Genomic DNA, 20,915 nt, shown 5'->3' on the forward strand with positions numbered 1-20,915 from the left:
TACCGTATGAACGGTATAGCGTCTTGGCTCACACTCGGATAAGAATAGATGGCGAAGATTTTTTGCGTAGCGAACCAGAAGGGCGGGGTCGGCAAGACCACCACCACCGTCAACCTGTCGGCAGGCCTGGCCAAGCTGGAGCAGCGCGTGCTGCTGGTGGACCTCGACCCGCAGGGCAATGCGACCATGGGCGCGGGCATCAACAAGGCCGAGCTCGAGGGCTCGATCTACCAGGTGCTGCTCGGGGAGCTTGACGTCGCCGCTGCCCGCATGCGCTCGGAGGCAGGGCGCTTCGACGTCCTGCCCGCCAACCGCGAGCTGGCCGGCGCTGAAGTCGAGATGGTCTCGCTGGAAAACCGCGAACGCCGCCTGAAGGATGCGCTGGCCGCCGTGGACAAGGACTACGACTTCATCCTGATCGACTGTCCGCCGGCCTTGTCGCTGCTGACGCTGAACGGCCTGTGCTCGGCGCACGGCGTGATCATCCCGATGCAGTGCGAGTACTACGCGCTCGAAGGCCTGTCCGACCTGGTCAACACCATCAAGAAGGTGCACGCCAACCTAAACACCGACCTGCGCATCATCGGCCTGTTGCGGGTGATGTTCGATCCGCGCATGACCCTGTCGCAGCAGGTCTCGAGCCAGCTCGAGCAGCACTTTGGCGACAAGGTGTTCAAGACCATCATCCCGCGCAACGTGCGCCTGGCGGAAGCGCCTTCGTACGGCATCCCGGGCGTGGTGTTCGATCCGTCTTCGAAGGGTGCGCAGGCGTACATCGCCTTCGGCGCCGAGATGGTCGAGCGCATCAAGACAATGTAATTACTGAAAGCTGACACAGAAATGGCAACCAAAAAACTGAAAGGGCTCGGACGCGGCCTCGATGCACTGCTCGGTGGCGACAGCCAGCCGGCCCCGGTAAAAGCGCCGTCGTCCCTGAAGGTCGACCAGATCCAGGCCGGCAAGTACCAGCCGCGTACCCGGATGGACGAAACCTCGCTCAGCGAGCTGGCCGCCTCGATCAAGACCCAGGGCATCATGCAGCCGGTGCTGGTGCGTCCGCTGGGCGAGGGCGCCCTTTCCGACGGCTCCGCCGTCGCCTACGAGATCATCGCCGGCGAGCGGCGCTTCCGCGCGGCGCAGATGGCGGGCCTGGAAGAGATCCCGGTGCTGGTGCGCGACGTGGACGACCAGTCCGCTGCGGCCATGGCCCTGATCGAGAATATCCAGCGCGAAGACCTGAATCCGCTGGAGGAGGCGCAGGGCATCCAGCGCCTGATCAGCGATTTTCAATTCACCCATGAGCAGGCCGCAGCGGCGGTCGGCCGTTCGCGCAGCGCCGTGTCGAACCTGCTGCGCCTGATCAACCTGGCCCAGCCGGTGCAGACCATGCTGATGGCCGGCGACATCGACATGGGCCACGCCCGTGCCCTGCTGGCTGTCGACAGTGCCAGCCAGATCACGCTGGCCAATCAGGTGATCGCCAAGCGCCTGTCGGTGCGCGAGACCGAGAAAATGGTCGCCCGCGCGCTGGAAGAGCAGAACAGCCCGGCGACGCCGGCGCGCGCCAAGGACAAGCCCGGCGACATCGTGCGTCTGGAAGAGGAACTGTCCGACCGCCTCGCGACCCCGGTGATGTTCAAGATGGGGGCGAAGGGCAAGGGACAGCTGATCATCGACTTCGCCGACCTCGACATCCTCGACGGCGTACTGGCCCGCCTGCGCGCCTGAATTGTGTCTTCGGTAGGGTGGGCAGGTCCTCGTGCCCACGCGGACAGTGCTCGTATGCATATATCCACACCGCAGTCATTCCACCACGGAATCCGCGCGGGCGGAACCCGCTCACCCTACAGTTAAGTAACTGAAAATATGAGGCTTTTGTCTATCCTCATGTTGCTTCCATCACATCTTTACAGCCCAGTTATAAGCTCGGAATCGTTTGACTCGCGTCCGTATAACCACTTATAATCCCGCTGATTCATGTAATTACCACATCGTAAACCGTCCCAGTGCGCCAGCGCGAAACTATAAAAATATGCTGCGCATCGTCTCCCTGCAATTGATGGCAACGGTAGTCGCCGGCCTCATCGCCGCACTGCTGGGGGGATGGTCTGCGATGTTTTCGGCAGTACTGGGCGGTTTGTGTTGTGTTGTGCCCAACGGCATCATGGCAGTAAGACTGTTCGCCAATGCGCACCGCGCGGGCGGGGCCAGTCCTGCAACATTCTTCATCTGGGAATTTATAAAGATTGCTTTGACGCTGGCGCTCCTGGGTGCTACCGCGTGGCTGTACCGCGATCTGAACTGGCTGGCGCTACTTGCCGGGTTCATCGTGGCGCTAAAAAGTTACATATTCTTATTATTTAGGCACTGAAAAATGGCGACTCCAACCGAAGGCGCAGCGCACGCGCCCACCGCTTCAGAATACATCAAGCACCACCTCGGCCATTTGTCGAACCACCATCAGGAAGGTCCGGTTGACTTCTCGATCCTGCACTACGACACGATTTTCTGGTCGATCGCCATGGGCATCCTGGGCTGCCTGATCATGTGGATGGCGGCGCGCAAAGCGACTTCCGGCGTGCCCGGCCGTTTCCAGGCTGCCGTCGAAATGCTGGTCGAGATGGTCGAAGACCAGTCGAAGTCGATCGTGCACGGCGACCGCAGCTTCATCGCTCCGCTGGCACTGACCGTGTTCGTCTGGGTCGCCCTGATGAACTCGCTGGACTTCCTGCCGGTCGATATGTTCTCGTATGCCTTCAGCCTGCTGGGCGTGGAGCACGTCTTCCCCTATCACCGCGTGGTCCCGACTGCTGACCTGAACGGCACCATCGGCATCTCGCTGGGTGTGCTGCTCCTGATGTTCTACTACAGCATCAAGGTCAAGGGCCTGGGCGGCTGGATCCACGAACTGTTCGCAGCACCGTTCGGCATCGCCATGGCGCCGTTCAACCTGCTCCTGAACATCATCGAATATGCAGCAAAAATGGTGTCGCTTGGTATGCGACTGTTCGGCAACATGTTCGCCGGCGAGCTGCTGTTCCTATTGATCGCTTTGCTTGGTTCGACCGCTACCATCTTCGGTTTCGTCGGCCACGTGATTGCAGGCTCGATCTGGGCGATCTTCCACATCCTGATCGTGTTCCTGCAGGCATTCATCTTCATGATGCTGACGCTGGTGTATCTCGGTCAGGCCCATGAAGGCCACTGATCGACGCCGCAAGCATCGAACAGATAGTGGTTGTAAAGAAGTTGTAGTTTTTAATCTAGTTTTTAAATTAACTTTTGGAGTTACTCATGACTGACCTTTCTTTTGTTGCACTGGCTTGCGGTTTGATCATCGGCCTGGGCGCTATCGGTGCTTGCATCGGTATCGCACTGATGGGCGGTAAATACCTGGAAGCCTCTGCACGTCAGCCAGAACTGATGAACACCCTGCAGACCAAGATGTTCCTGCTGGCTGGTCTGATCGACGCGGCATTCCTGATCGGTGTCGGTATCGCCATGCTGTTCGCATTCGCGAACCCGTTCACCGGCTAAGACACACGTCTTGACGTATTGAAGAGCCGAACCGACTCCGGTTCGGCATCCGTGTTTCTGTAATAAGGAAAATACCGTGAACCTTAACGCAACGATGTTTGCACAGCTCGTGGTCTTCCTCATCCTGGCCGCCTTCACGATGAAGTTCGTGTGGCCGCCGCTGATGAAAGCACTCGACGAGCGTGCTGAGAGGATTGCGAACGGCCTGGCAGCCGCCGACCGTGGCAAGGCCGACCTGGCCGCCGCCGAAAAGCGCGTCCAGACCGAGCTGGCCGGCGCCCGTGACGAAGTCCAGAAGCGCATCGCCGACGCAGAAAAGCGTGCTGCCCAGATCATCGACGCAGCCAAGGCAACCGCTGCCGAAGAAGCCGCCCGTATCGTCGCCGCAGCACAGGCCGACGCCGAGCAGCAAGTGACCCGTGCCCGCGAAGAACTGCGTGCCCAAGTGGCAGCACTGGCAGTGCAGGGCGCCGAGCAGATCCTGAAGCGTGAAGTGAACCCAGCGGTCCACGCCGACCTGCTGTCGAAACTGTCGACCGAGCTCTGATCATGGCTGAACTCGCAACCGTCGCCCGCCCTTACGCCGAAGCGCTGTACCGTGTCGCCCAGTCGGGCGACGTGGCCGCCTGGTCGGCCGTCACGACCGAACTGGGCCAGATTGGCGCCAATCCGGACGTGCAGGCCTTCGCCAGCAACCCGAACGTGACGCACGCCCAGCTGGCCGACACGATTGCGTCCCTGGTCAAGTCGCCGCTGAACGCTGAAGCGAAGAACTTTATCGCGATGCTGGCCGAAAACGGCCGCGTCAACCTGCTGCCCGAAATCGCCGCCCAGTTCGCGGCACTGAAGAACGCCAACGAAGGCGCCGCCGATGCGACGATCTTCAGCGCCTTCGAGATCTCGGGTGACCAGCTGGCCCAGCTGGTCGTTACGCTGGAAAAGAAATTTGGCCGCAAGCTGAACCCAACGGTAACAGTGGATGCATCGCTGATCGGTGGTGTGCGCGTGGTCGTCGGCGACGAAGTGCTCGATACCTCGGTACGCGCCAAGCTGCAACAGATGCATGTTGCGCTGGCTTCGTAAGAGAAGCATCTAGCAGCACGCGCCGGCCTCGCGCCCTTGCCCTACGCATCAAAAACATTTGGAGTTAGCACTCATGCAACTTAATTCTTCTGAAATCAGCGAACTGATCAAGAGCCGCATCCAGGGTCTGGAAGGTTCGGCTGAAGTTCGCAATCAAGGCACGGTGATCTCCGTCGCCGACGGTATCTGCCGCATCCATGGTCTGTCGGACGTGATGCAGGGCGAGATGCTGGAATTCCCTGGCAACACCTTCGGCCTGGCGATGAACCTCGAGCGCGACTCCGTCGGCGCCGTCATCCTGGGTGCCTACGAGCACATCTCGGAAGGCGACACCGTCAAGACCACCGGCCGCATCCTGGAAGTGCCGATCGGTCCGGAACTGCGTGGCCGCGTGGTCAACGCACTGGGTCAGCCGATCGACGGCAAGGGTCCGATCAACACTGCCCTGACCGCACCGATCGAAAAGATCGCTCCGGGCGTGATCGCCCGTGAATCCGTCTCGCAGCCGATGCAGACCGGCATCAAGTCGATCGACGCGATGGTGCCGATCGGCCGTGGCCAGCGTGAGCTGATCATTGGCGACCGCCAGACCGGTAAGTCGGCTGTTGCTGTCGACGCGATCATCAACCAGAAGGGCCAGGGCGTCACCTGCGTGTACGTCGCAATCGGCCAGAAGGCATCGACCATCAAGAACATCGTCCGCTCGCTGGAACAGCACGGCGCGATGGAATACACCATCGTTGTTGCCGCTTCCGCTTCGGAATCGGCTGCAATGCAGTACATCTCGGCCTACTCGGGCTGCGCGATGGGCGAATACTTCCGCGACCGCGGCGAAGACGCGCTGATCGTGTACGACGACCTGTCGAAGCAGGCAGTCGCCTACCGCCAGATCTCCCTGCTGCTGCGCCGTCCGCCGGGCCGCGAAGCTTACCCGGGTGACGTGTTCTACCTGCACAGCCGTCTGCTCGAGCGCGCAGCCCGCGTGAACGCCGACTACGTCGAGAAGTTCACCAACGGCGCCGTCACCGGCAAGACCGGTTCGCTGACCGCACTGCCGATCATCGAAACCCAGGCAGGCGACGTCTCGGCATTCGTGCCGACCAACGTGATCTCGATTACCGACGGCCAGATCTTCCTGGAGACCTCGCTGTTCAACGCCGGTATCCGTCCTGCGATCAACGCCGGTATCTCGGTGTCGCGCGTCGGTGGTGCAGCCCAGACCAAGGTCATCAAGGGCCTGTCGGGCGGTATCCGTACCGACCTGGCGCAGTACCGTGAACTGGCTGCGTTCGCGCAGTTCGCATCGGACCTGGACGAGTCGACCCGCAAGCAGCTGGACCGCGGCGCCCGCGTGACCGAACTGCTGAAGCAGCCGCAGTTCTCGCCGCTGTCGACCTCGCTGATGGCCGCATCGCTGTTCGCCGTCAACAAGGGCTTCCTGGACGACATCGAAGTCAAGAAAGTGCTGCCGTTCGAGCACGGTCTGCACAACTTCCTGAAGTCGAGCCACGCATCCCTGCTGTCGAAGATTGACGAAACCAAGCAACTGGACAAGGACGGCGAAGCTGCGCTGGCCGCCGCCATTGCTGATTTCAAAAAATCCGGCGCATATTAATCGTCGAGCCGGCGCCGTGTGAACACGGCGCCGGTGCGCGGAAGGAGTAAGGACTCATGGCAGTAGGCAAAGAGATTCGTGGCAAGATCAAGAGCGTAGAGAATACGAAGAAGATCACCAAGGCGATGGAAATGGTCGCCGCATCGAAAATGCGCAAGGCGCAGGACCGCATGCGCGCCGCCCGTCCCTACAGTGACAAGGTTCGTAACATCACCGCCAATCTTGCCGGCGCAAATCCGGAGTACACCCACCCGTTCATGGCGCAAGCCAAGGACGTGCAGGCGAACGCCGTCGGCTTCATCGTCGTCACGACCGACAAGGGTCTGTGCGGCGGCATGAACACCAACGTGCTGCGCCAGGTGACCATGAAGGCGCGCGAAATGGAACAGGCAGGCAAGCGTGTCGAGGCAGTCGCCATCGGCAACAAGGGCCTGGGTTTCCTGAACCGCATGGGCATGAAGCTGGTCTCGCAAGCGACCCAGCTCGGCGATACCCCGCACCTGGACAAGCTGATCGGCCCGGTCAAAGTGATGCTGGACGCGTACCAGGAAGGCAAGCTCGACGCTGTCTACCTGTGCTACACCAAGTTCATCAACACGATGAAGCAGGAACCGATGGTCGAGCAACTGCTGCCTCTGCCCGCAAAGCACATGGAAGCGGAAGCAGGCGGACATAGCTGGGACTACATCTACGAACCGGAAGCGGCCGTCGTCATCGACGAACTGCTGGTGCGTTACGTGGAAGCGCTGGTGTATCAGGCGGTTGCAGAAAACCTGGCGTCCGAGCAATCGGCACGCATGGTCGCGATGAAGGCCGCAAGCGATAACGCCGGCAGTGTCATCAGCGACCTGAAGCTGGTCTATAACAAGACCCGCCAGGCGGCGATTACCAAAGAACTCTCCGAGATCGTGTCCGGTGCGGCCGCGGTTTAAGTAAAAGAATTTAACTATATATCTGAAGGAACGAACATGGCTGATGGCAAAATCGTTCAGTGTATCGGCGCCGTGGTTGACGTGGAATTCCCGCGTAACGCCATGCCGAAGGTTTTCGACGCACTGAAAATGGAAGGTTCGGAACTGACCCTGGAAGTCCAGCAGCAGCTGGGCGACGGCGTGGTCCGTACCATTGCACTGGGCAGCTCGGAAGGCCTGCGTCGCGGCATGACCATCCAGAACACCGGTAACCCGATCATGGTCCCGGTTGGCACCGCCACCCTGGGTCGTATCATGGACGTGCTGGGCAACCCGATCGACGAATGCGGTCCGGTCAGCCATGAGCGCATGGCCTCGATCCACCGTTCGGCACCGGTCTACGACGAACTGTCGCCGTCGACCGACCTGCTGGAAACCGGCATTAAAGTTATTGACCTGGTCTGCCCGTTCGCAAAAGGCGGTAAGGTCGGCCTGTTCGGCGGCGCCGGCGTCGGCAAGACCGTCAACATGATGGAACTGATCAACAACATCGCGAAGGCGCACTCGGGTCTGTCCGTGTTCGCCGGCGTGGGTGAGCGTACCCGTGAAGGTAACGACTTCTACCACGAGATGGCGGACGCCAAGGTCGTCGACCTGGAAAACCCGACCAACTCGAAAGTGGCGATGGTCTACGGCCAGATGAACGAACCGCCGGGCAACCGTCTGCGCGTCGCGCTGACCGGCCTGACCATGGCGGAAGCCTTCCGTGACGAAGGCAAGGACGTTCTGTTCTTCGTCGACAACATCTACCGTTACACCCTGGCCGGTACCGAAGTGTCGGCACTGCTGGGCCGTATGCCGTCGGCAGTGGGTTACCAGCCGACCCTGGCCGAAGAAATGGGCCGCCTGCAAGAGCGTATTACCTCGACCAAGACCGGTTCGATCACCTCGATCCAGGCCGTGTACGTCCCTGCGGATGACTTGACCGACCCGTCGCCGGCAACCACCTTCGCCCACCTGGACTCGACCGTCGTTCTGTCGCGTGACATCGCTTCGCTGGGTATCTACCCGGCAGTGGACCCGCTCGACTCGACCTCGCGCCAGCTGGACCCGCTGGTCGTCGGTGAAGAGCACTACAACACCGCACGCGCCGTGCAGGGCACCCTGCAGCGCTACAAGGAACTGCGCGACATCATCGCGATTCTGGGCATGGACGAACTGGCGCCGGAAGACAAGCTGGTCGTCGCACGCGCTCGTAAGATGCAGCGTTTCCTGTCGCAGCCGTTCCACGTCGCTGAAGTGTTCACCGGCTCGCCGGGCAAGTACGTTTCGCTGAAAGACACGATCAAGGGCTTCAAGATGATCGCATCGGGCGAACTGGACCACCTGCCGGAGCAGGCCTTCTACATGGTCGGCACCATCGAGGAAGCAATCGAGAAAGCCAAGAAGCTGGCTGCCTAAGCCACTTCTCACCTGAAGGACAGACATGGCAAACACGATTCAAGTGGACGTGGTCTCGGCCGAAGAGCAGATCTTCTCCGGCCAGGCCGAATTCGTCGCGCTGCCGGGTGAGTCGGGTGAGCTGGGTATCTACCCACGCCACACCCCCCTCATCACGCGCATCAGGCCAGGTGCTGTACGGATCCAGGTAGCCGGCGGCGGCGAAGAGTTCGTCTTCGTCGCAGGCGGTATCCTCGAAGTGCAGCCGAATGGCGTGACCGTGCTGGCCGACACCGCAATCCGCGGTGGCGACCTGGACGAAGCGAAGGCACTGGAAGCAAAGAAGCAGGCCGAAGAGCTGATGCTAAACAAGGAATCGAAGATCGACTACGCGAAAGCCCAGGCCGAAATGGCCGCGGCGATCGCGCAGCTGGCTGCGATCCAGAAGCTGCGTTCGAAAGGACGCTAAGCATTCGCTACTGCGGAATAAGGAGGCAGCCTTCGGGCTGCCTTTTTTTATTGTGGATTCAGCCGTTGACCGATCCGAAAACAGGCTATCGAACTTTATTTTATTCGAGGAAGCCATCTGGGGCTGCGTATCCTGCACGAGAAAAATCATATTGCCTTGATTTCACAGCGCTGAATTTTGCCGCAGAGCAGGCAACGAATAATATACCCTAATCATTAAATTTCTTTAACAGCTTCGTTAGCTTAGCTTCAACTACTTTAAGCTCTGCTTCTAAAGCCGATCTCTTCTTCTCAATTAACATAAGATCAACTGATTCGATAGTCTGTTCACTATGCACATGTACACCAACATGTAAATCGTACTCCTGTTTTCTTAACATTTCTAAAGTAACTAGGACCGAAATTGAATCCTTGGCTTCACGGCAGTGGTAGAGCGACGAAATCTCCTTGATCGCTTCCGGATTAATTATGTTCTTATCTTTGACCTGATGGAAATACATACTTGCGTTAATAAACAAGATTGTATCGTCATATTTATCTTTTTTAAGAATCAAGAGGCTACATGCGCTATCTTTATTGTAGAAAATCTTGGGAGGGAGTCCAACTACCGCATCAACCCAATTATTCTCTACAATTTTCCGACGTATTTCTCTCTCGGTGCCACCGCGCGATAACGCTCCATTAGACACTACAACAGCTGCACGACCTGTTTTCTTAAGGCTGGCAAGAATGTGAAGGAGAAATGCATAGTCGCCGTTAGACTTTGGTGGCATACCTAAGCTAAAGCGGTTATATAAGTCGTATGCCGCCTCATCGACTCCCCAATCTCTAATCCCCCAAGGATAGTTAGATATCACTACATCGAATCTTCTTAACTTATGCGTGTCGTCCACCAGCTTTGGTGATCGTAGTGTGTCACCTAAACAAATAGACGAGGAATTCTCGCCGAGTAAGAATAGTGTCATCTTCGCTGCCGACCAAGCAAACCAGTTTTTCTCCTGTCCTGCAACGTTTGGAAGCCCCTTCCTTGTCTCAGAGACATAACGTAGACATTCGAGCAGAAGTGCTCCTACACCCAATGTAGGGTCATAGAGAGATTCGTCAGCTTTTGGATCTACTAAATTTGCAATTAACGCACCTAGATCAGGCGGTGTTATAAACTCAGCTCCTAGCTTTCGGCGGCCCAGCTCTTGTATTGCGCTAGAAAATGCGTAAGCGCAGACGAAACGGTTATGACTTGGTCTGCTATTCAAACCAAATTCAAAATTTGATAAATGATTCAGAAGATTCTTCAGCAAATAATCCCTAGAATCTTCCGAACCAAGGCGGCTACTTCTGTAGTCGAATCCATCAAATACGTTCTCTAAGCTTTTACTATACTTTTTTCCAATTGTGTAAAGAGTAGTATTTATTTTTTTTCCAAGATCGGGACCGTGTGCGTCAGATAAAAGATTGTGAAACGCTAATCTTTCCTCTGATTTTTGTGACACCTCTGCCAGCGCCTTCAAAAAAATAATAGGAAGGATATATTCCCATCCCTCATTTGATCCAAGAGCAGAACGCAGCGCCTCACCGGCGCTACGAATGGATTGCTTGCTGCTTTCAACAAGGTCCACCATTAACCCTCCCCTTGCATTATTTTTCGGCACGTTGTTTCTATTTTTATTCTTTCAATTGCTTCCAATTTTTCACGTAAGCTAAGACGCTCTGCGTCTAGATAAATAATTTCAGCAATCGCATGCTGCGAAGACAGGGGCGGTAATTTGATGGGCATCTCAATCAAGCGGGATTTACTCAACGATTTGATACTTGTACCTGTTAAGGATCTAGCAATTATTGACTGAAACTCCGGCAAATTCATGTACCATGCCAAATATCCTCCGACAATTCTGGAATTTGGAGTAATGACGTTGATTTGGCCGACAGTAAAAACCGGTGCCTCCTGAAACGAAAAGTATCGGGCCGGATAGTTGTCACCCCGTGCTGGCAATAAAATTTCGCCATATTTTAGTGCGCTGTCAATTAGCTCAGGTGCCACATCAACGCGAGTGAGTCGCTCGAAGTCTAGCGGCCACGGTCCAACAATATCACGTATACCTATTGCTAGTGCCGTTCCGGCTTGGTTGCTGACCGGGGATTGATCCCGGAAAGCCATGATCGTTCGAACGGAAGCGACTTGACATAGCGGCACAATGTTATTCATGGTTGCCTAGCGACAAAATGGGAAAAGCCGTCCCCACCGGCAGCAGGGACAGCGTACAGATTATTTACGGCGGCGAAGGCTCTTCAGGTGACACAACGCCAGAAGGATCAACAGAAGCAGAAACGCCCCAGTTTGATGAGCATCTACCGTCTTAACCACGGTATTAAATATGTTGGCAAGCAGTGTCATTGTCATGTCGACACCTTACGAACGGGTACGTCCCGAGATCCAAGGGAAATAGAGTAAAATTTGTGCATGTGACACCTCAAAAGTTGGTTGCGAAGAGTTGTTGCTGCGAGTCACGGGTACTGACCTACCCGTGACTCACCTGTTCAGTCTGCCAGTGTGCCATGTGGTTGTCAACGGGTAGAGCTCTCCCGTGCGCATGTTGTGCTACAAAACTGGTCTATATGCAAAATTGAAGGCATGGCGCCAGGTCCACCTAGGTCGACATCAGCTGTGCTAGATAGACCTTCGATTCCATTAGATGATTCTGGAAGTAATTGGTCTGCGTTACTGTCGAGTTTGCTCAGCTGAATACCTCCTTCCATCTGTTCACTGGCACCAAGCGAACGTAAACTGCACTATGGCTGACTTGCCAAGTTAAGCAGTACATGCACTCTTAAATCCGTAGGCAACAAATGTATCGGACAGTTAGTCAGCGCACGGGTGCGTGCGCTTTTCCGGCTTAGTATCGATTCTCCAGTATGAGAATCCTCGGGCCGGACCATGGCAATTCCTCCAGAACCTCGACAGCAGCAAGCCCTGCCGGCGGAAGCGCCGTTCGGCCAGACCCTGTACCGTTTCCTCTTCTTCGACTGGCTGTTCCGCGACGTCAGCGCGGCGCGCAATCTCTACGAGCGCCACGCCGCACGCGAGCATAACCGCCGCATGAGCCGCTACCTGCCGGTCTACATGCGGCGCTGGTCGGTGCTGGCTGGTTTCGACTTCGCGCTCGGCTTCCTGTTCGAGCGCGTGCTGTCCGCTACCGCACTGTCGGCGGTCTTCTTCACTGGATCCTGCGTGACCCTCACCGGTATCGCCGTGATGACGGTGACCTGGCTGTTCCTGACCTACGCCAAGCTGTCCTGAAGATGGCGGGGACCGTCCCGTTCGCCCCCGGATAGCAACCACTCGACCTATCCGAACGACCACTGATCGGCAACCAATTGCGGCGGGATCGATCACGTACGTACAGTCTCGGCACTCCATAACAAGAAAGGAATGCCGACCATGTTCATCCGCACCGCCATCTGCAGCGCCGCGCTGCTCCTGTGCCAGCCACACGCTGCCTTCGCCCAGGAAAAAGCATCTGCCACCCGCAGCGCCCAGGACCTGGCGACCCGCCTTGACGCCACCATCGCTCCCTACTTCCAGCCCGATGCCCCGGGCGCCACCGTCATCGTGGTCAAGGACGGCAAGACCGTTTTGCGCAAGGCCTACGGCATGGCCGACACGTCGAAGAACATCAAAATGACGCCGGAGATGGCGCTGCGCATCGGTTCGATGACCAAGCAGTTCACCGCCACCGCCATCCTGCTGCTGGCGGACGAGGGCAAGCTGTCGCTTCAGGACGAGATCACCAAGTTCCTGCCGGACTATCCGACCCAGGGCAGGAAGATCACCATCGAGCACCTGCTGACCCACACCTCGGGCATCGTCAGCTATACCGGCAAGCCGGGTTATCCACAGCGCGCGCCGCAGGACACCACGGTGGCCGCACAGATCGACTCGTTCAAGAACGAGCCGATGCAGTTCGAGCCAGGTACCCAGTACCGCTACAACAACTCGGGCTACTACCTGCTCGGTGCCATCATCGAAAAGGTCTCGGGCCAGCCGTACCACAAGTTCGTGGAGCAGCGCATCTTCGTCCCGCTCGGGATGAGCCACACCGCCTACGAGGGCTACGAGCGCCGCGCCTGGCCGACCGCGGCCGGCCACAGCCTGGGCGAGAAGGGTTTCGGTCCGGCCCGTACGCTCGGCGAGAACCAGTCGTACGCGGCCGGCGAACTGGTGTCGACCGTGGACGACCTGGCGACATGGGATGCGGCCATCGCGGCCAACAAGCTTCTGAAGCCCGCCACCTGGCAGCGCGCCTTTACGTCTTACCGCCTCAGTGACGGCAAGGACAGCAACTACGGCTATGGCTGGGAGCTGACCCTGATCCAGGGCGAACCGACCATCGGCCACAGCGGCTCGACCCGGGGCTTCCGTTCCTATGGCCTGCGCCTGCCTGCCAAAGGCGTCTACGTGGCGGTGCTGACCAACGGCGACAGCGGCACCGTGGTCCCCGATGTGGTGGCGCGCCGCGCGGCCGCCGTCGCCATCGGCAAGCCGCTCCCGGAGTTCAAGGAGGTGGCGCTGGATGCGGCCAGCCTGGATGCCGTGGCGGGCGTCTACACGCAGGACAAGGACACCCAGCGCGTACTGCGGCGCGACGGCGAGTTCCTGGCGCTGCAGCGCGCGGGCCGTGGGCCGCTGGTGCTGAAGGCGATGTCGCCCAACGAATTCTTCATCCCCGATACCGCCGACTGGATCGTCTTCCAGCGCGACGGCAGCGGCAAGGCGACCGGCATGACCTACTACCAGGACGGCAGGACGCTGGTCCACAAGCGCTCCGGCGAAGCGCCGCCGCCACGCATCGTGGCGAAGATCGCGGACGCCGCTTTCGACGCGCACGTGGGCCGCTACGAGATCCAGCCGGGCATGGTGTTCGAGGTCCAGCGCGAGGGCAGCCGCTATTTCGTGCAGCCGAGCGGCCAGCGCCGCGTCGAGATCTTCCCCTTGAGCGAGACCCGCTTCTTCGCACGCGACGTCGACGCGGAGATCGGCTTCGAAGCCCAAGGCCTGATGTTCAAACAGGGCAGCCGCAGCTTCACCGGGCGCAAGCTGTAAGGAGCCGACGCCCCCTCCAAGGTGATAGTTGCCATGGGAGGCGGGGCGGATAGTATGGACGATACCCATAATGACAAAGGGATCTCCGCCATGCTGCTTCGCTCCGCCATCTGCGCCGCCGCGCTGTTGCTGTGCCACCCGTATGCCGCATTCGCTCAGGACGCGGCGAAGTCCGCGCTCGGCGAGCAGGACCTGGCCGGCCGCATCGATGCAGCCATTGCACCCTATTTCAAGGCCGACGCCCCGGGCGCCACCGTCATCGTGGTCAAGGATGGCAAGACCGTCCTGCGCCGCGCCTACGGCATGGCCGACACGTCCCGGGCCATCAGGATGACGCCAGACATGGCGCTGCGCCTCGGTTCCCTCACCAAGCAGTTCACCTCGACCGCGATCCTGATGCTGGGGGAGGAGGGCAAGCTGTCGCTCGACGACGACATCACGAAGCACCTGCCGGACTATCCGACCAGGGGCAAGACGATCACGATCGAGCACCTGCTGACCCACACCTCGGGCATCGCCAGCTTTACCAGCAAGCCCGGTTACACCACCGGCATGACGCAGGACCTGACGGTGGCGCAGATGATCGACTCCTTCAAGAACGATCCGCTCGACTTCGAGCCGAGCAGCCAGTACCGCTACAACAACTCGGGTTACTTCCTGCTGGGCGCCATCATCGAAAAGGTCTCGGGCCAGAGCTATGCGTCCTTCCTCGCGCAGCGCATCTTCAAGCCGCTCGGCATGCTGGACACCTATTACGAGGGCATCAAGCCTGGCAAGGCCCCAGTAGCGGCCGGTCATACCCGCAGCGCCAGCGGCTTCGGTCCCGCCAAACCGCTCAGCATGACCCAGCCATATGCGGCCGGCGCCCTGGTATCGACCGTGGACGACCTGGCGCGCTGGGATGCCGCGGTCAGCGCCGGGAAGCTGCTCAAGCCGGCCAGCTGGCAGCGCGCCTTCACGCCCTACCGGCTCAGCGACGGCAAGCCGACCACTTACGGCTATGGCTGGGGAATCAGCCAGGTACAGGGTGAGACCGCCATCGGCCACAGCGGCGGCATCAACGGCTTCTCCACCTACGCGCTGCGCGTGCCTGGCAAGGGCGTCTACGTTGCGGTGCTGACCAACAGCGACGCCGGCCCGGCCAGTCCGGGATTAGTGGCCCGCAAGGCGGCGGGCGTGGCTATCGGCAAGCCCTACCGCGAGTTCAGGGAAGCGAAGCTGGACGAGGCCGCGTTTGACGCCGTCGCCGGTACCTACGAGGTCGAGAAGGGCGTGCAGCGCGTGTTCCGCCGCACCGGCGAGGGCTTGAGCATGCAGCGCACCGGCATGCCGCAGGTGGCGGTCAAGGCTGCATCCAGCACGGAGTTCTTCCTGCCCGGTACGCTCGAGTGGTTCGAGTTCCAGCGCGGCGCGGATGGCAAGGTGGTGGCGGTGACGCATCACCAGGATGGCACGCCGGTCGTGAACCCGCGTATTGGCGACGCACCGCCCGCGCGCCGCGCAATCAAGATCGCCAACGCGTCCTTCGATAGCCGTATCGGCCGCTACGAGCTGAGGCCCGGCTTCGTGCTGGAACTGACGCGCGAGGGCGACCGCTACTTTACCCAGGCCACCGGCCAGGGCAAGCTCGAGATCTTCCCGATGAGCGAAACCACGTTCTTCTCGGACCGCGTCGACGCCGAGATCAGCTTCGAAGGGCAGACCCTGGTGCTGAAACAGGGCGGCCGCGACACGCCGGGCCGCAAGCTGTGAACGTTAACGCGTATTGGCCTGCTCGCCGGCCAGGCGCAGCGCCACCTTGTGGCGGAAGTAATCCTCCTTCACGTAGCGGTACAGGTTCGCGCCCGGGCACACGGTCTTGTCGGAGTGGTCGCGGTGGCTCTTGATGTCGTCCAGCGAGACCTGGTACTTCCGGGCCAGCAGCGCCATCAGGTCGACCACCGCGTCGAGCTGCTGCTGGTTCGGTTCCACCTCTTCGAAATTGCCCACCACTTCGATCAGGGCGTGGCCGGTGGGGTCGTATTCGGTGTTGGTGTCGCCCGCGAACTCGATTCTGCGCGCCCCGTAGATGCGGCCGTCGAGGTCGATCACGTAGTGGTAGGGGATGTCGAGCCAGCCCTTGGTGGTACGCGACCAGGACTGCAGGCGGCGCAGGTAGGCCTGCGGGTCGGTACCCGGCTTGAAGGGCTCGCCCTGGTGGTGCAGGGTGATCTGGCTGATGGCGTGGCGTTTGGCCTTGCCGGCGTCGGCCGGGGTGCCGCCCCAGGTCGCCACGGGAACGATGCCACGTTCGACCGCGGCCAGCGGTTCGGCTGCGTGGGCTGACAGGGACAGGACAAGGGCGGCGATGCAGGAGAGGGCGGTGGGGCGCATGACGTAAGGGATCAGGGACGAGACCGCATCTTTCCACGTTTGCGCGGCCTGCGCCAGTGCAGGCGCGCCAGATGATGCAAATCTGATAAGCTAGGGATCGCACCCTGAATCTACTGTACCCATCATGAGAAGCATTGCCCAGATCCTCAGCGACAGCAAGACCATCGCCATCGTCGGCCTGTCCAACAAGCCCGAGCGCGCCAGCTACGGCGTGGCCGAATACCTGCAGGGAGCCGGCTACCGCGTGGTGCCGGTGAACCCGAGCCTCGCCGGCCAGACCGTGCTGGGCGAAAAAGCCTACGCCACGCTGCAGGAGGCGGCCGACGCCCTCGCTGCCAGCGGCCAGCCGATCGACATCGTCGACTGCTTCCGTAAGTCCGAAGACATTCCGCCGATCGCGCGCGACGCCATCGCCGTACGCGCCGGCTGCCTGTGGATGCAGCTCGACATCGAGAACCAGGCCGCTGCCGACCTGGCGCGCGCCGCCGGGCTGGATGTGGTCATGAACCACTGCATTAAGATCGAACACCGCAGTCTGAACGGCTAAGGTCCCGGCTCCCGGCGCAGACCGCGATTCTTGTGGCTGCCGCTGCGTTACAATCGTGGCATCACACTCCAGGGATGCCACCCATGTTCAAGACCACCGCCCTGCTCGCAGCCCTTGTCGCCGCGAGCCTCTCCCAGCCGGCCGCCGCCCAGGCGACCAACGCGGCCAGCGCCAAGCCGACTGCCGCCAAGGCCAGCTGCCCGGCCATCCTGCACCAGAATTTCAAGCGCCTGCAGGACGACGCGCCGCAGGACCTGTGCCAGTACGCCGGCAAGGTGGTGCTGGTGGTGAACACGGCCAGCTACTGCGGCTTCACCAAGCAATACGAAGGCTTGGAAAAGCTCTACGCCAAATACAACGGCCGCGGCCTGGTGGTGCTCGGCTTCCCCTCGAACGACTTCGGCAAGCAGGAGCCGGGCAGCGCGAAGGAGATCGCCGACTTCTGCTTCAACACCTACGGGGTGAAATTCCCGATGTTCGCCAAGACCGCCGTCACAGGTCCTGAGGCCAATCCGCTGCACGCCAGCCTGACCAAGGCCACCGGCCAGGCGCCGAAGTGGAACTTCACCAAGTACCTGATCGGCCGCGACGGCAAGGTCCTGGAGCATTTCCCGAGCAAGGTAACGCCGGAAGATCCGGCCCTGGTCGGCAAGATCGAACAGGCGCTGGCCATGTAAGCAGCGTGGATCGAATAACCATCCTATGATTGTGGTTATTTGATCCACATCAACGATTTTTTTGCGCTGCATCAATAACCTTACCTTCGTCACTGATGACATGACGAAAGGTAAAAACAATGAAAACGATGTTGCAGCATGTGCTGGCGATCGCTCTCGCGCTCGCCGGCAGCCAGGCCCTGGCGCAGGAAACCAACTGGATGGTGCGTGCCCGCGCCGTTCATATCGACCCGGCGAATGAATCCGCGCCGCTGGCCGGTACCGGCGCGGTGGACCGCATCCACGTGTCCAGCAAGACCATCCCGGAAGTCGACGTCTCCTACTTCTTCACGCCCAATCTGGCGGCGGAACTGATCCTGACTTATCCGCAGAAGCACGACGTCACCCTCGACGGGGCGCGCATCGGCAGCTTCCGTCACCTGCCGCCGACCCTGACAGCGCAGTACCACTTCACGCCGCGGGAGAGCTTCAGTCCCTATGTCGGCGCAGGCGTCAACTACACCCGCATCTCGCGTGTGAAGCTCCTGAACGGCGCGGGCGATCTCGAGAACGACAGCTGGGGCCTGGCGCTGCAAGCCGGCGTCGACATCCGCCTGGATGCGCGCTGGTCGGCGAACCTCGATGTGAAGAAGGTGAACATCCGCAGCGACGTGATCGTCGGCGGCGCCAGGGTCAGCGCGGTGAAGGTGGACCCGGTGCTGTTTGGCGTCGGTGTCGGCTACCGCTTCTAAGCCGCTAAGCCTGCGGGTCGTCCAGCAGGACTGCCCGCAGCGGGCCACGCAGGGCGTTGCAGACCACCAGGTCGTCCGCATCTTCCAGCATCTCGCGCGTGATCACACGCTCGCGCGCATTCCAGGCCGGCGCCTGCAACAGCACGCTGCGCATCACGCCCGGCAGCACTCCACAGGATAGCGGCGGCGTGTACCAGGCCGTGCCGAAGCGCACGAACACATTGCTGCGTCCACCTTCGGTCAGTTCGTCCCGCTCGTTGAAGAACAGCGCGTCGAAGGCGCCTTGCGCTTCGGCCGCGCGCCAGGCTGCGTCGTAGCGGCTGCGCACGCTCGTTTTGTGGCGCAGGAAGACGTCGCCCGAATGCGTGTTCTCCTTTGCCAGCACCAGCAGCACCGGCTCGCTCGAGGGCGCCAGCAGGCCTGACCCCACGGCCAGCTGGCCGAACGGATCGACCGACAGGCGCAGGCGGTGCAGCTGGCCGGGCGGCAGGGCCAGGCAGGCCTCGTTCAGGGCCGCGCGTGCGCTACCGAAGTCGAACGGATGCCCGAAAAAGCGGCAGGAAGCGGCCAGGCGGTCGAGGTGCTGCTCGGGGTGGCGGCAGCCGTCGTCGCGGCTGGCGCGCAGGGTTTCGAAGATCTCGAGTTCGTTCGGCAGGCCGGTGAGGAAGCGCGCCTTGAGCTGGCATTCGGCGAATTCGGAGGCGGCAATGCTGTCATAGACGATGCCGGCGCCCACGCCGAGTACGCCCTGGCGGGTGCCGCCCTCGGACGCGCCCAGGGCCAGGGTGCGGATTGGGACCGACAGGCAGAAATTACCAAAGGCCTGACCGGCGGACGGCGGATCGAACCAGCCGATCGCGCCCGTGTAGATGCCGCGCGCCGTCGGTTCCAGTTCGTGGATGATTTCCATCGTGCGGTGCTTGGGTGCGCCCGTGATCGAGCCGCAGGGGTAGAGCGCGGCGAAGATGTCTTCCAGGGTCGCGTCAAGGCGCAGGCGCGCCTGCACGGTCGATGTCATCTGCAGCACGCTGCCGTAGCGCTGCACGTCGAACAGCGCCGGCACCTCGACGCTGCCGGTTTGCGCCACGCGACCCAGGTCGTTGCGCAGCAGGTCGACGATCATCAGGTTCTCGGCGCGGTTCTTGGTATCCGCGGCCAGTGCCTGCGAGCGCTGGGCGTCGGTCGCATCGTCGCCGCTGGCCGGCGCCGTGCCTTTCATTGGCCGCGCCAGCAGCACGCCGCTTTCAAAGCGCATGAAGAGTTCGGGCGAGAAGGACAGCACCGCGCTGCCGTCGGGCAGGGCGACCAGGGCGCCGTAGGGCACGCGCTGGCGCGCACGCAGCCGCGCATACAGCGCGACCAAGGCGCCATAGGCGGCAAAGCGCAGGCGGTAGGTGTAGTTGACCTGGTAGGTGTCGCCGGCCGCGATGTAGTCACGGATGCGGCCGATCGCTGTGCTGAAGGCGGCTTCGTCGACGTTGGGCGTGATCCCCGCCACGCCCGCCAATTCACCAGCCGGCGCGCGGGTGGCGATCCAGGCCTCGACCTGGGTCGCATCGAGGTGCTCGCACTGTTCGAACAGCAGCACCTGGGCCAGCGGACCGTCGAGAGGATGGGCGGGCAAACCCTGCAAGTGCGCGCCCAGTTCGTAAGTCAGCAAGGGCACTGCGTACAGGCCGCGATCCAGGGCCTCCTGCATCGCCGCCAGCAACTGCGGCCAGTCCTGGGCAGCGTCACAGTGCAGCGTGCCGGCGTGGCGGCTGTACAGGCGCGAGCGCGCTTCGCCCTGGGCGCCGGCGTCGTCCAGCAGTGCGAAGACTTCCTGGGTGTCCATGATGCCTCTGGCGCTAGCTTATGCCGCCAGCAGCAGCGACAGCTGCAGGGCCGTGCCTTCGGCCGGGTTCTGCTTGAAACCGCTCTTGGCGAAGCGGTGCCAGCGTCCGGTCACGTAGCTCACCAGGAGGCCGGCGCGCGCCGCGACGTCGGCTTCCTGGCCGTGGCCCTGGGTAGCGGCCACGCGCAGGGCGCCCTTGAACGCCATCTCGACCTTGTCGTAGAAGCCGTTCATGCGCAGCTGCAGGCGCTCGTCCTCGCCCACCAGCGCGTCGCCGATCAGGACCCGGGTCATGCCCGGGTTGTTGCTGGCGAAGGAGAGCAGCATCTGCAGCATCGCATAGGCCTGGTTCACGCCACCTTCCTCGCGCTCGGTGATCTGGTTGATCAGGCCGAACACGCTGGACTCGATGAACTCGATCAGGCCCTCGTACATCTGGGCCTTACTGGCGAAGTGGCGGTACAGCGCCGCTTCCGACACCGACAGGCGCGCCGCCAGCGCCGCCGTGGTGATCTTCTCGCCCTTGGGCTGCTCGAGCATCGAGGCCAGGGCCTGGAGGATTTGCAGCTTGCGCTGCCCCGGCTTAGTTGCCATGTGATCC

Annotated in this window: 22 protein-coding genes; 17 read left to right on the top strand and 5 right to left on the bottom strand. The window is 60.9% G+C overall.

The window, feature by feature from the left end:
- The first annotated feature begins 48 nt into the window (after window positions 1–48).
- From LK539_RS13535 to LK539_RS13585, 11 genes are all read left to right on the top strand, one after another.
- Window positions 49–819 carry a ParA family protein gene (locus LK539_RS13535; protein ID WP_227801458.1) on the top strand — a complete coding sequence of 257 codons (771 nt, stop codon included), beginning with the start codon at window positions 49–51 and terminating at the stop codon, window positions 817–819.
- A gap of 21 nt (window positions 820–840) precedes the next feature.
- Window positions 841–1,728 (top strand): ParB/RepB/Spo0J family partition protein, encoded by an 888-nt coding sequence (locus LK539_RS13540; protein ID WP_227801460.1) that lies wholly within the window; start codon window positions 841–843, stop codon window positions 1,726–1,728.
- A 304-nt stretch (window positions 1,729–2,032) separates the two neighbouring features.
- Window positions 2,033–2,371, top strand: a complete 339-nt coding sequence (locus LK539_RS13545; RefSeq protein ID WP_227801461.1) for an ATP synthase subunit I — start codon at window positions 2,033–2,035, stop codon at window positions 2,369–2,371.
- A gap of 3 nt (window positions 2,372–2,374) precedes the next feature.
- On the top strand, window positions 2,375–3,208 hold the full coding sequence (gene atpB, locus LK539_RS13550) for a F0F1 ATP synthase subunit A (protein ID WP_227801463.1): 834 nt from the start codon (window positions 2,375–2,377) through the stop codon (window positions 3,206–3,208).
- An 86-nt stretch (window positions 3,209–3,294) separates the two neighbouring features.
- Window positions 3,295–3,537 (top strand): F0F1 ATP synthase subunit C, encoded by a 243-nt coding sequence (atpE, locus tag LK539_RS13555; RefSeq protein WP_027864645.1) that lies wholly within the window; start codon window positions 3,295–3,297, stop codon window positions 3,535–3,537.
- A 76-nt stretch (window positions 3,538–3,613) separates the two neighbouring features.
- On the top strand, window positions 3,614–4,084 hold the full coding sequence (locus LK539_RS13560) for a F0F1 ATP synthase subunit B (RefSeq protein ID WP_227801465.1): 471 nt from the start codon (window positions 3,614–3,616) through the stop codon (window positions 4,082–4,084).
- A 2-nt stretch (window positions 4,085–4,086) separates the two neighbouring features.
- Window positions 4,087–4,620 carry a F0F1 ATP synthase subunit delta gene (locus tag LK539_RS13565; protein ID WP_227801466.1) on the top strand — a complete coding sequence of 178 codons (534 nt, stop codon included), beginning with the start codon at window positions 4,087–4,089 and terminating at the stop codon, window positions 4,618–4,620.
- Between the two features lie 73 nt (window positions 4,621–4,693).
- The gene (gene atpA, locus LK539_RS13570; protein WP_227801468.1) at window positions 4,694–6,235 is read left to right on the top strand and encodes a F0F1 ATP synthase subunit alpha; all 1,542 of its coding nucleotides are present in this window, start codon (window positions 4,694–4,696) and stop codon (window positions 6,233–6,235) included.
- A gap of 56 nt (window positions 6,236–6,291) precedes the next feature.
- Window positions 6,292–7,167: a F0F1 ATP synthase subunit gamma gene (atpG, locus tag LK539_RS13575; RefSeq protein ID WP_227801469.1), complete on the top strand. Its 876-nt coding sequence runs from the start codon at window positions 6,292–6,294 to the stop codon at window positions 7,165–7,167.
- A 36-nt stretch (window positions 7,168–7,203) separates the two neighbouring features.
- Window positions 7,204–8,607: a F0F1 ATP synthase subunit beta gene (atpD, locus tag LK539_RS13580; protein WP_227801470.1), complete on the top strand. Its 1,404-nt coding sequence runs from the start codon at window positions 7,204–7,206 to the stop codon at window positions 8,605–8,607.
- 25 nt (window positions 8,608–8,632) lie between these two features.
- Complete coding sequence (locus LK539_RS13585) at window positions 8,633–9,055, top strand: F0F1 ATP synthase subunit epsilon (RefSeq protein ID WP_227801471.1); 423 nt, start codon at window positions 8,633–8,635, stop codon at window positions 9,053–9,055.
- Between the two features lie 208 nt (window positions 9,056–9,263).
- On the opposite strand, the gene LK539_RS13590 is transcribed toward LK539_RS13585, so the two are convergent.
- Window positions 9,264–10,703, bottom strand: coding sequence for an N-6 DNA methylase (locus LK539_RS13590; protein ID WP_227801472.1), 1,440 nt, complete (start codon window positions 10,701–10,703; stop codon window positions 9,264–9,266).
- On the bottom strand, window positions 10,673–11,257 hold the full coding sequence (locus LK539_RS13595; RefSeq protein ID WP_227801474.1) for a restriction endonuclease subunit S: 585 nt from the start codon (window positions 11,255–11,257) through the stop codon (window positions 10,673–10,675). Before LK539_RS13595 ends, LK539_RS13590 begins: the two co-directional genes overlap by 31 nt.
- A 729-nt stretch (window positions 11,258–11,986) precedes the next feature.
- On the opposite strand from LK539_RS13595, the gene LK539_RS13600 reads away from it, so the two are divergent.
- From LK539_RS13600 to LK539_RS13610, 3 genes are all read left to right on the top strand, one after another.
- The gene (locus tag LK539_RS13600; RefSeq protein WP_227801475.1) at window positions 11,987–12,349 is read left to right on the top strand and encodes a hypothetical protein; all 363 of its coding nucleotides are present in this window, start codon (window positions 11,987–11,989) and stop codon (window positions 12,347–12,349) included.
- A 132-nt stretch (window positions 12,350–12,481) separates the two neighbouring features.
- Complete coding sequence (locus LK539_RS13605) at window positions 12,482–14,152, top strand: beta-lactamase family protein (RefSeq protein ID WP_227801477.1); 1,671 nt, start codon at window positions 12,482–12,484, stop codon at window positions 14,150–14,152.
- 90 nt (window positions 14,153–14,242) lie between these two features.
- Entirely contained in the window at window positions 14,243–15,904 is a 1,662-nt protein-coding gene (locus LK539_RS13610) for a serine hydrolase (RefSeq protein WP_227801478.1), read from the top strand.
- A 3-nt stretch (window positions 15,905–15,907) separates the two neighbouring features.
- Here the strand turns inward: LK539_RS13610 and LK539_RS13615 are convergent, their stop codons facing one another.
- Complete coding sequence (locus LK539_RS13615) at window positions 15,908–16,525, bottom strand: peptidoglycan recognition family protein (protein ID WP_227801480.1); 618 nt, start codon at window positions 16,523–16,525, stop codon at window positions 15,908–15,910.
- 124 nt (window positions 16,526–16,649) lie between these two features.
- Between LK539_RS13615 and LK539_RS13620 the strand changes: the two genes are divergently transcribed.
- From LK539_RS13620 to LK539_RS13630, 3 genes are all read left to right on the top strand, one after another.
- Window positions 16,650–17,072, top strand: coding sequence for a CoA-binding protein (locus LK539_RS13620; RefSeq protein WP_227801481.1), 423 nt, complete (start codon window positions 16,650–16,652; stop codon window positions 17,070–17,072).
- 83 nt (window positions 17,073–17,155) lie between these two features.
- Window positions 17,156–17,749, top strand: a complete 594-nt coding sequence (locus tag LK539_RS13625; protein WP_227801482.1) for a glutathione peroxidase — start codon at window positions 17,156–17,158, stop codon at window positions 17,747–17,749.
- A 128-nt stretch (window positions 17,750–17,877) separates the two neighbouring features.
- Window positions 17,878–18,480: an OmpW family protein gene (locus LK539_RS13630; protein ID WP_227801635.1), complete on the top strand. Its 603-nt coding sequence runs from the start codon at window positions 17,878–17,880 to the stop codon at window positions 18,478–18,480.
- Window positions 18,481–18,484: 4 nt separating this feature from the next.
- On the opposite strand, the gene pabB is transcribed toward LK539_RS13630, so the two are convergent.
- On the bottom strand, window positions 18,485–20,314 hold the full coding sequence (gene pabB, locus LK539_RS13635; protein WP_227801483.1) for an aminodeoxychorismate synthase component I: 1,830 nt from the start codon (window positions 20,312–20,314) through the stop codon (window positions 18,485–18,487).
- Between the two features lie 18 nt (window positions 20,315–20,332).
- Window positions 20,333–20,908: a nucleoid occlusion factor SlmA gene (slmA, locus tag LK539_RS13640; protein ID WP_227801484.1), complete on the bottom strand. Its 576-nt coding sequence runs from the start codon at window positions 20,906–20,908 to the stop codon at window positions 20,333–20,335.
- Window positions 20,909–20,915: the final 7 nt, after the last annotated feature.

It is taken from the genome of Massilia sp. IC2-476 (assembly GCF_020707295.1).
GTDB lineage: Bacteria > Pseudomonadota > Gammaproteobacteria > Burkholderiales > Burkholderiaceae_D > Telluria.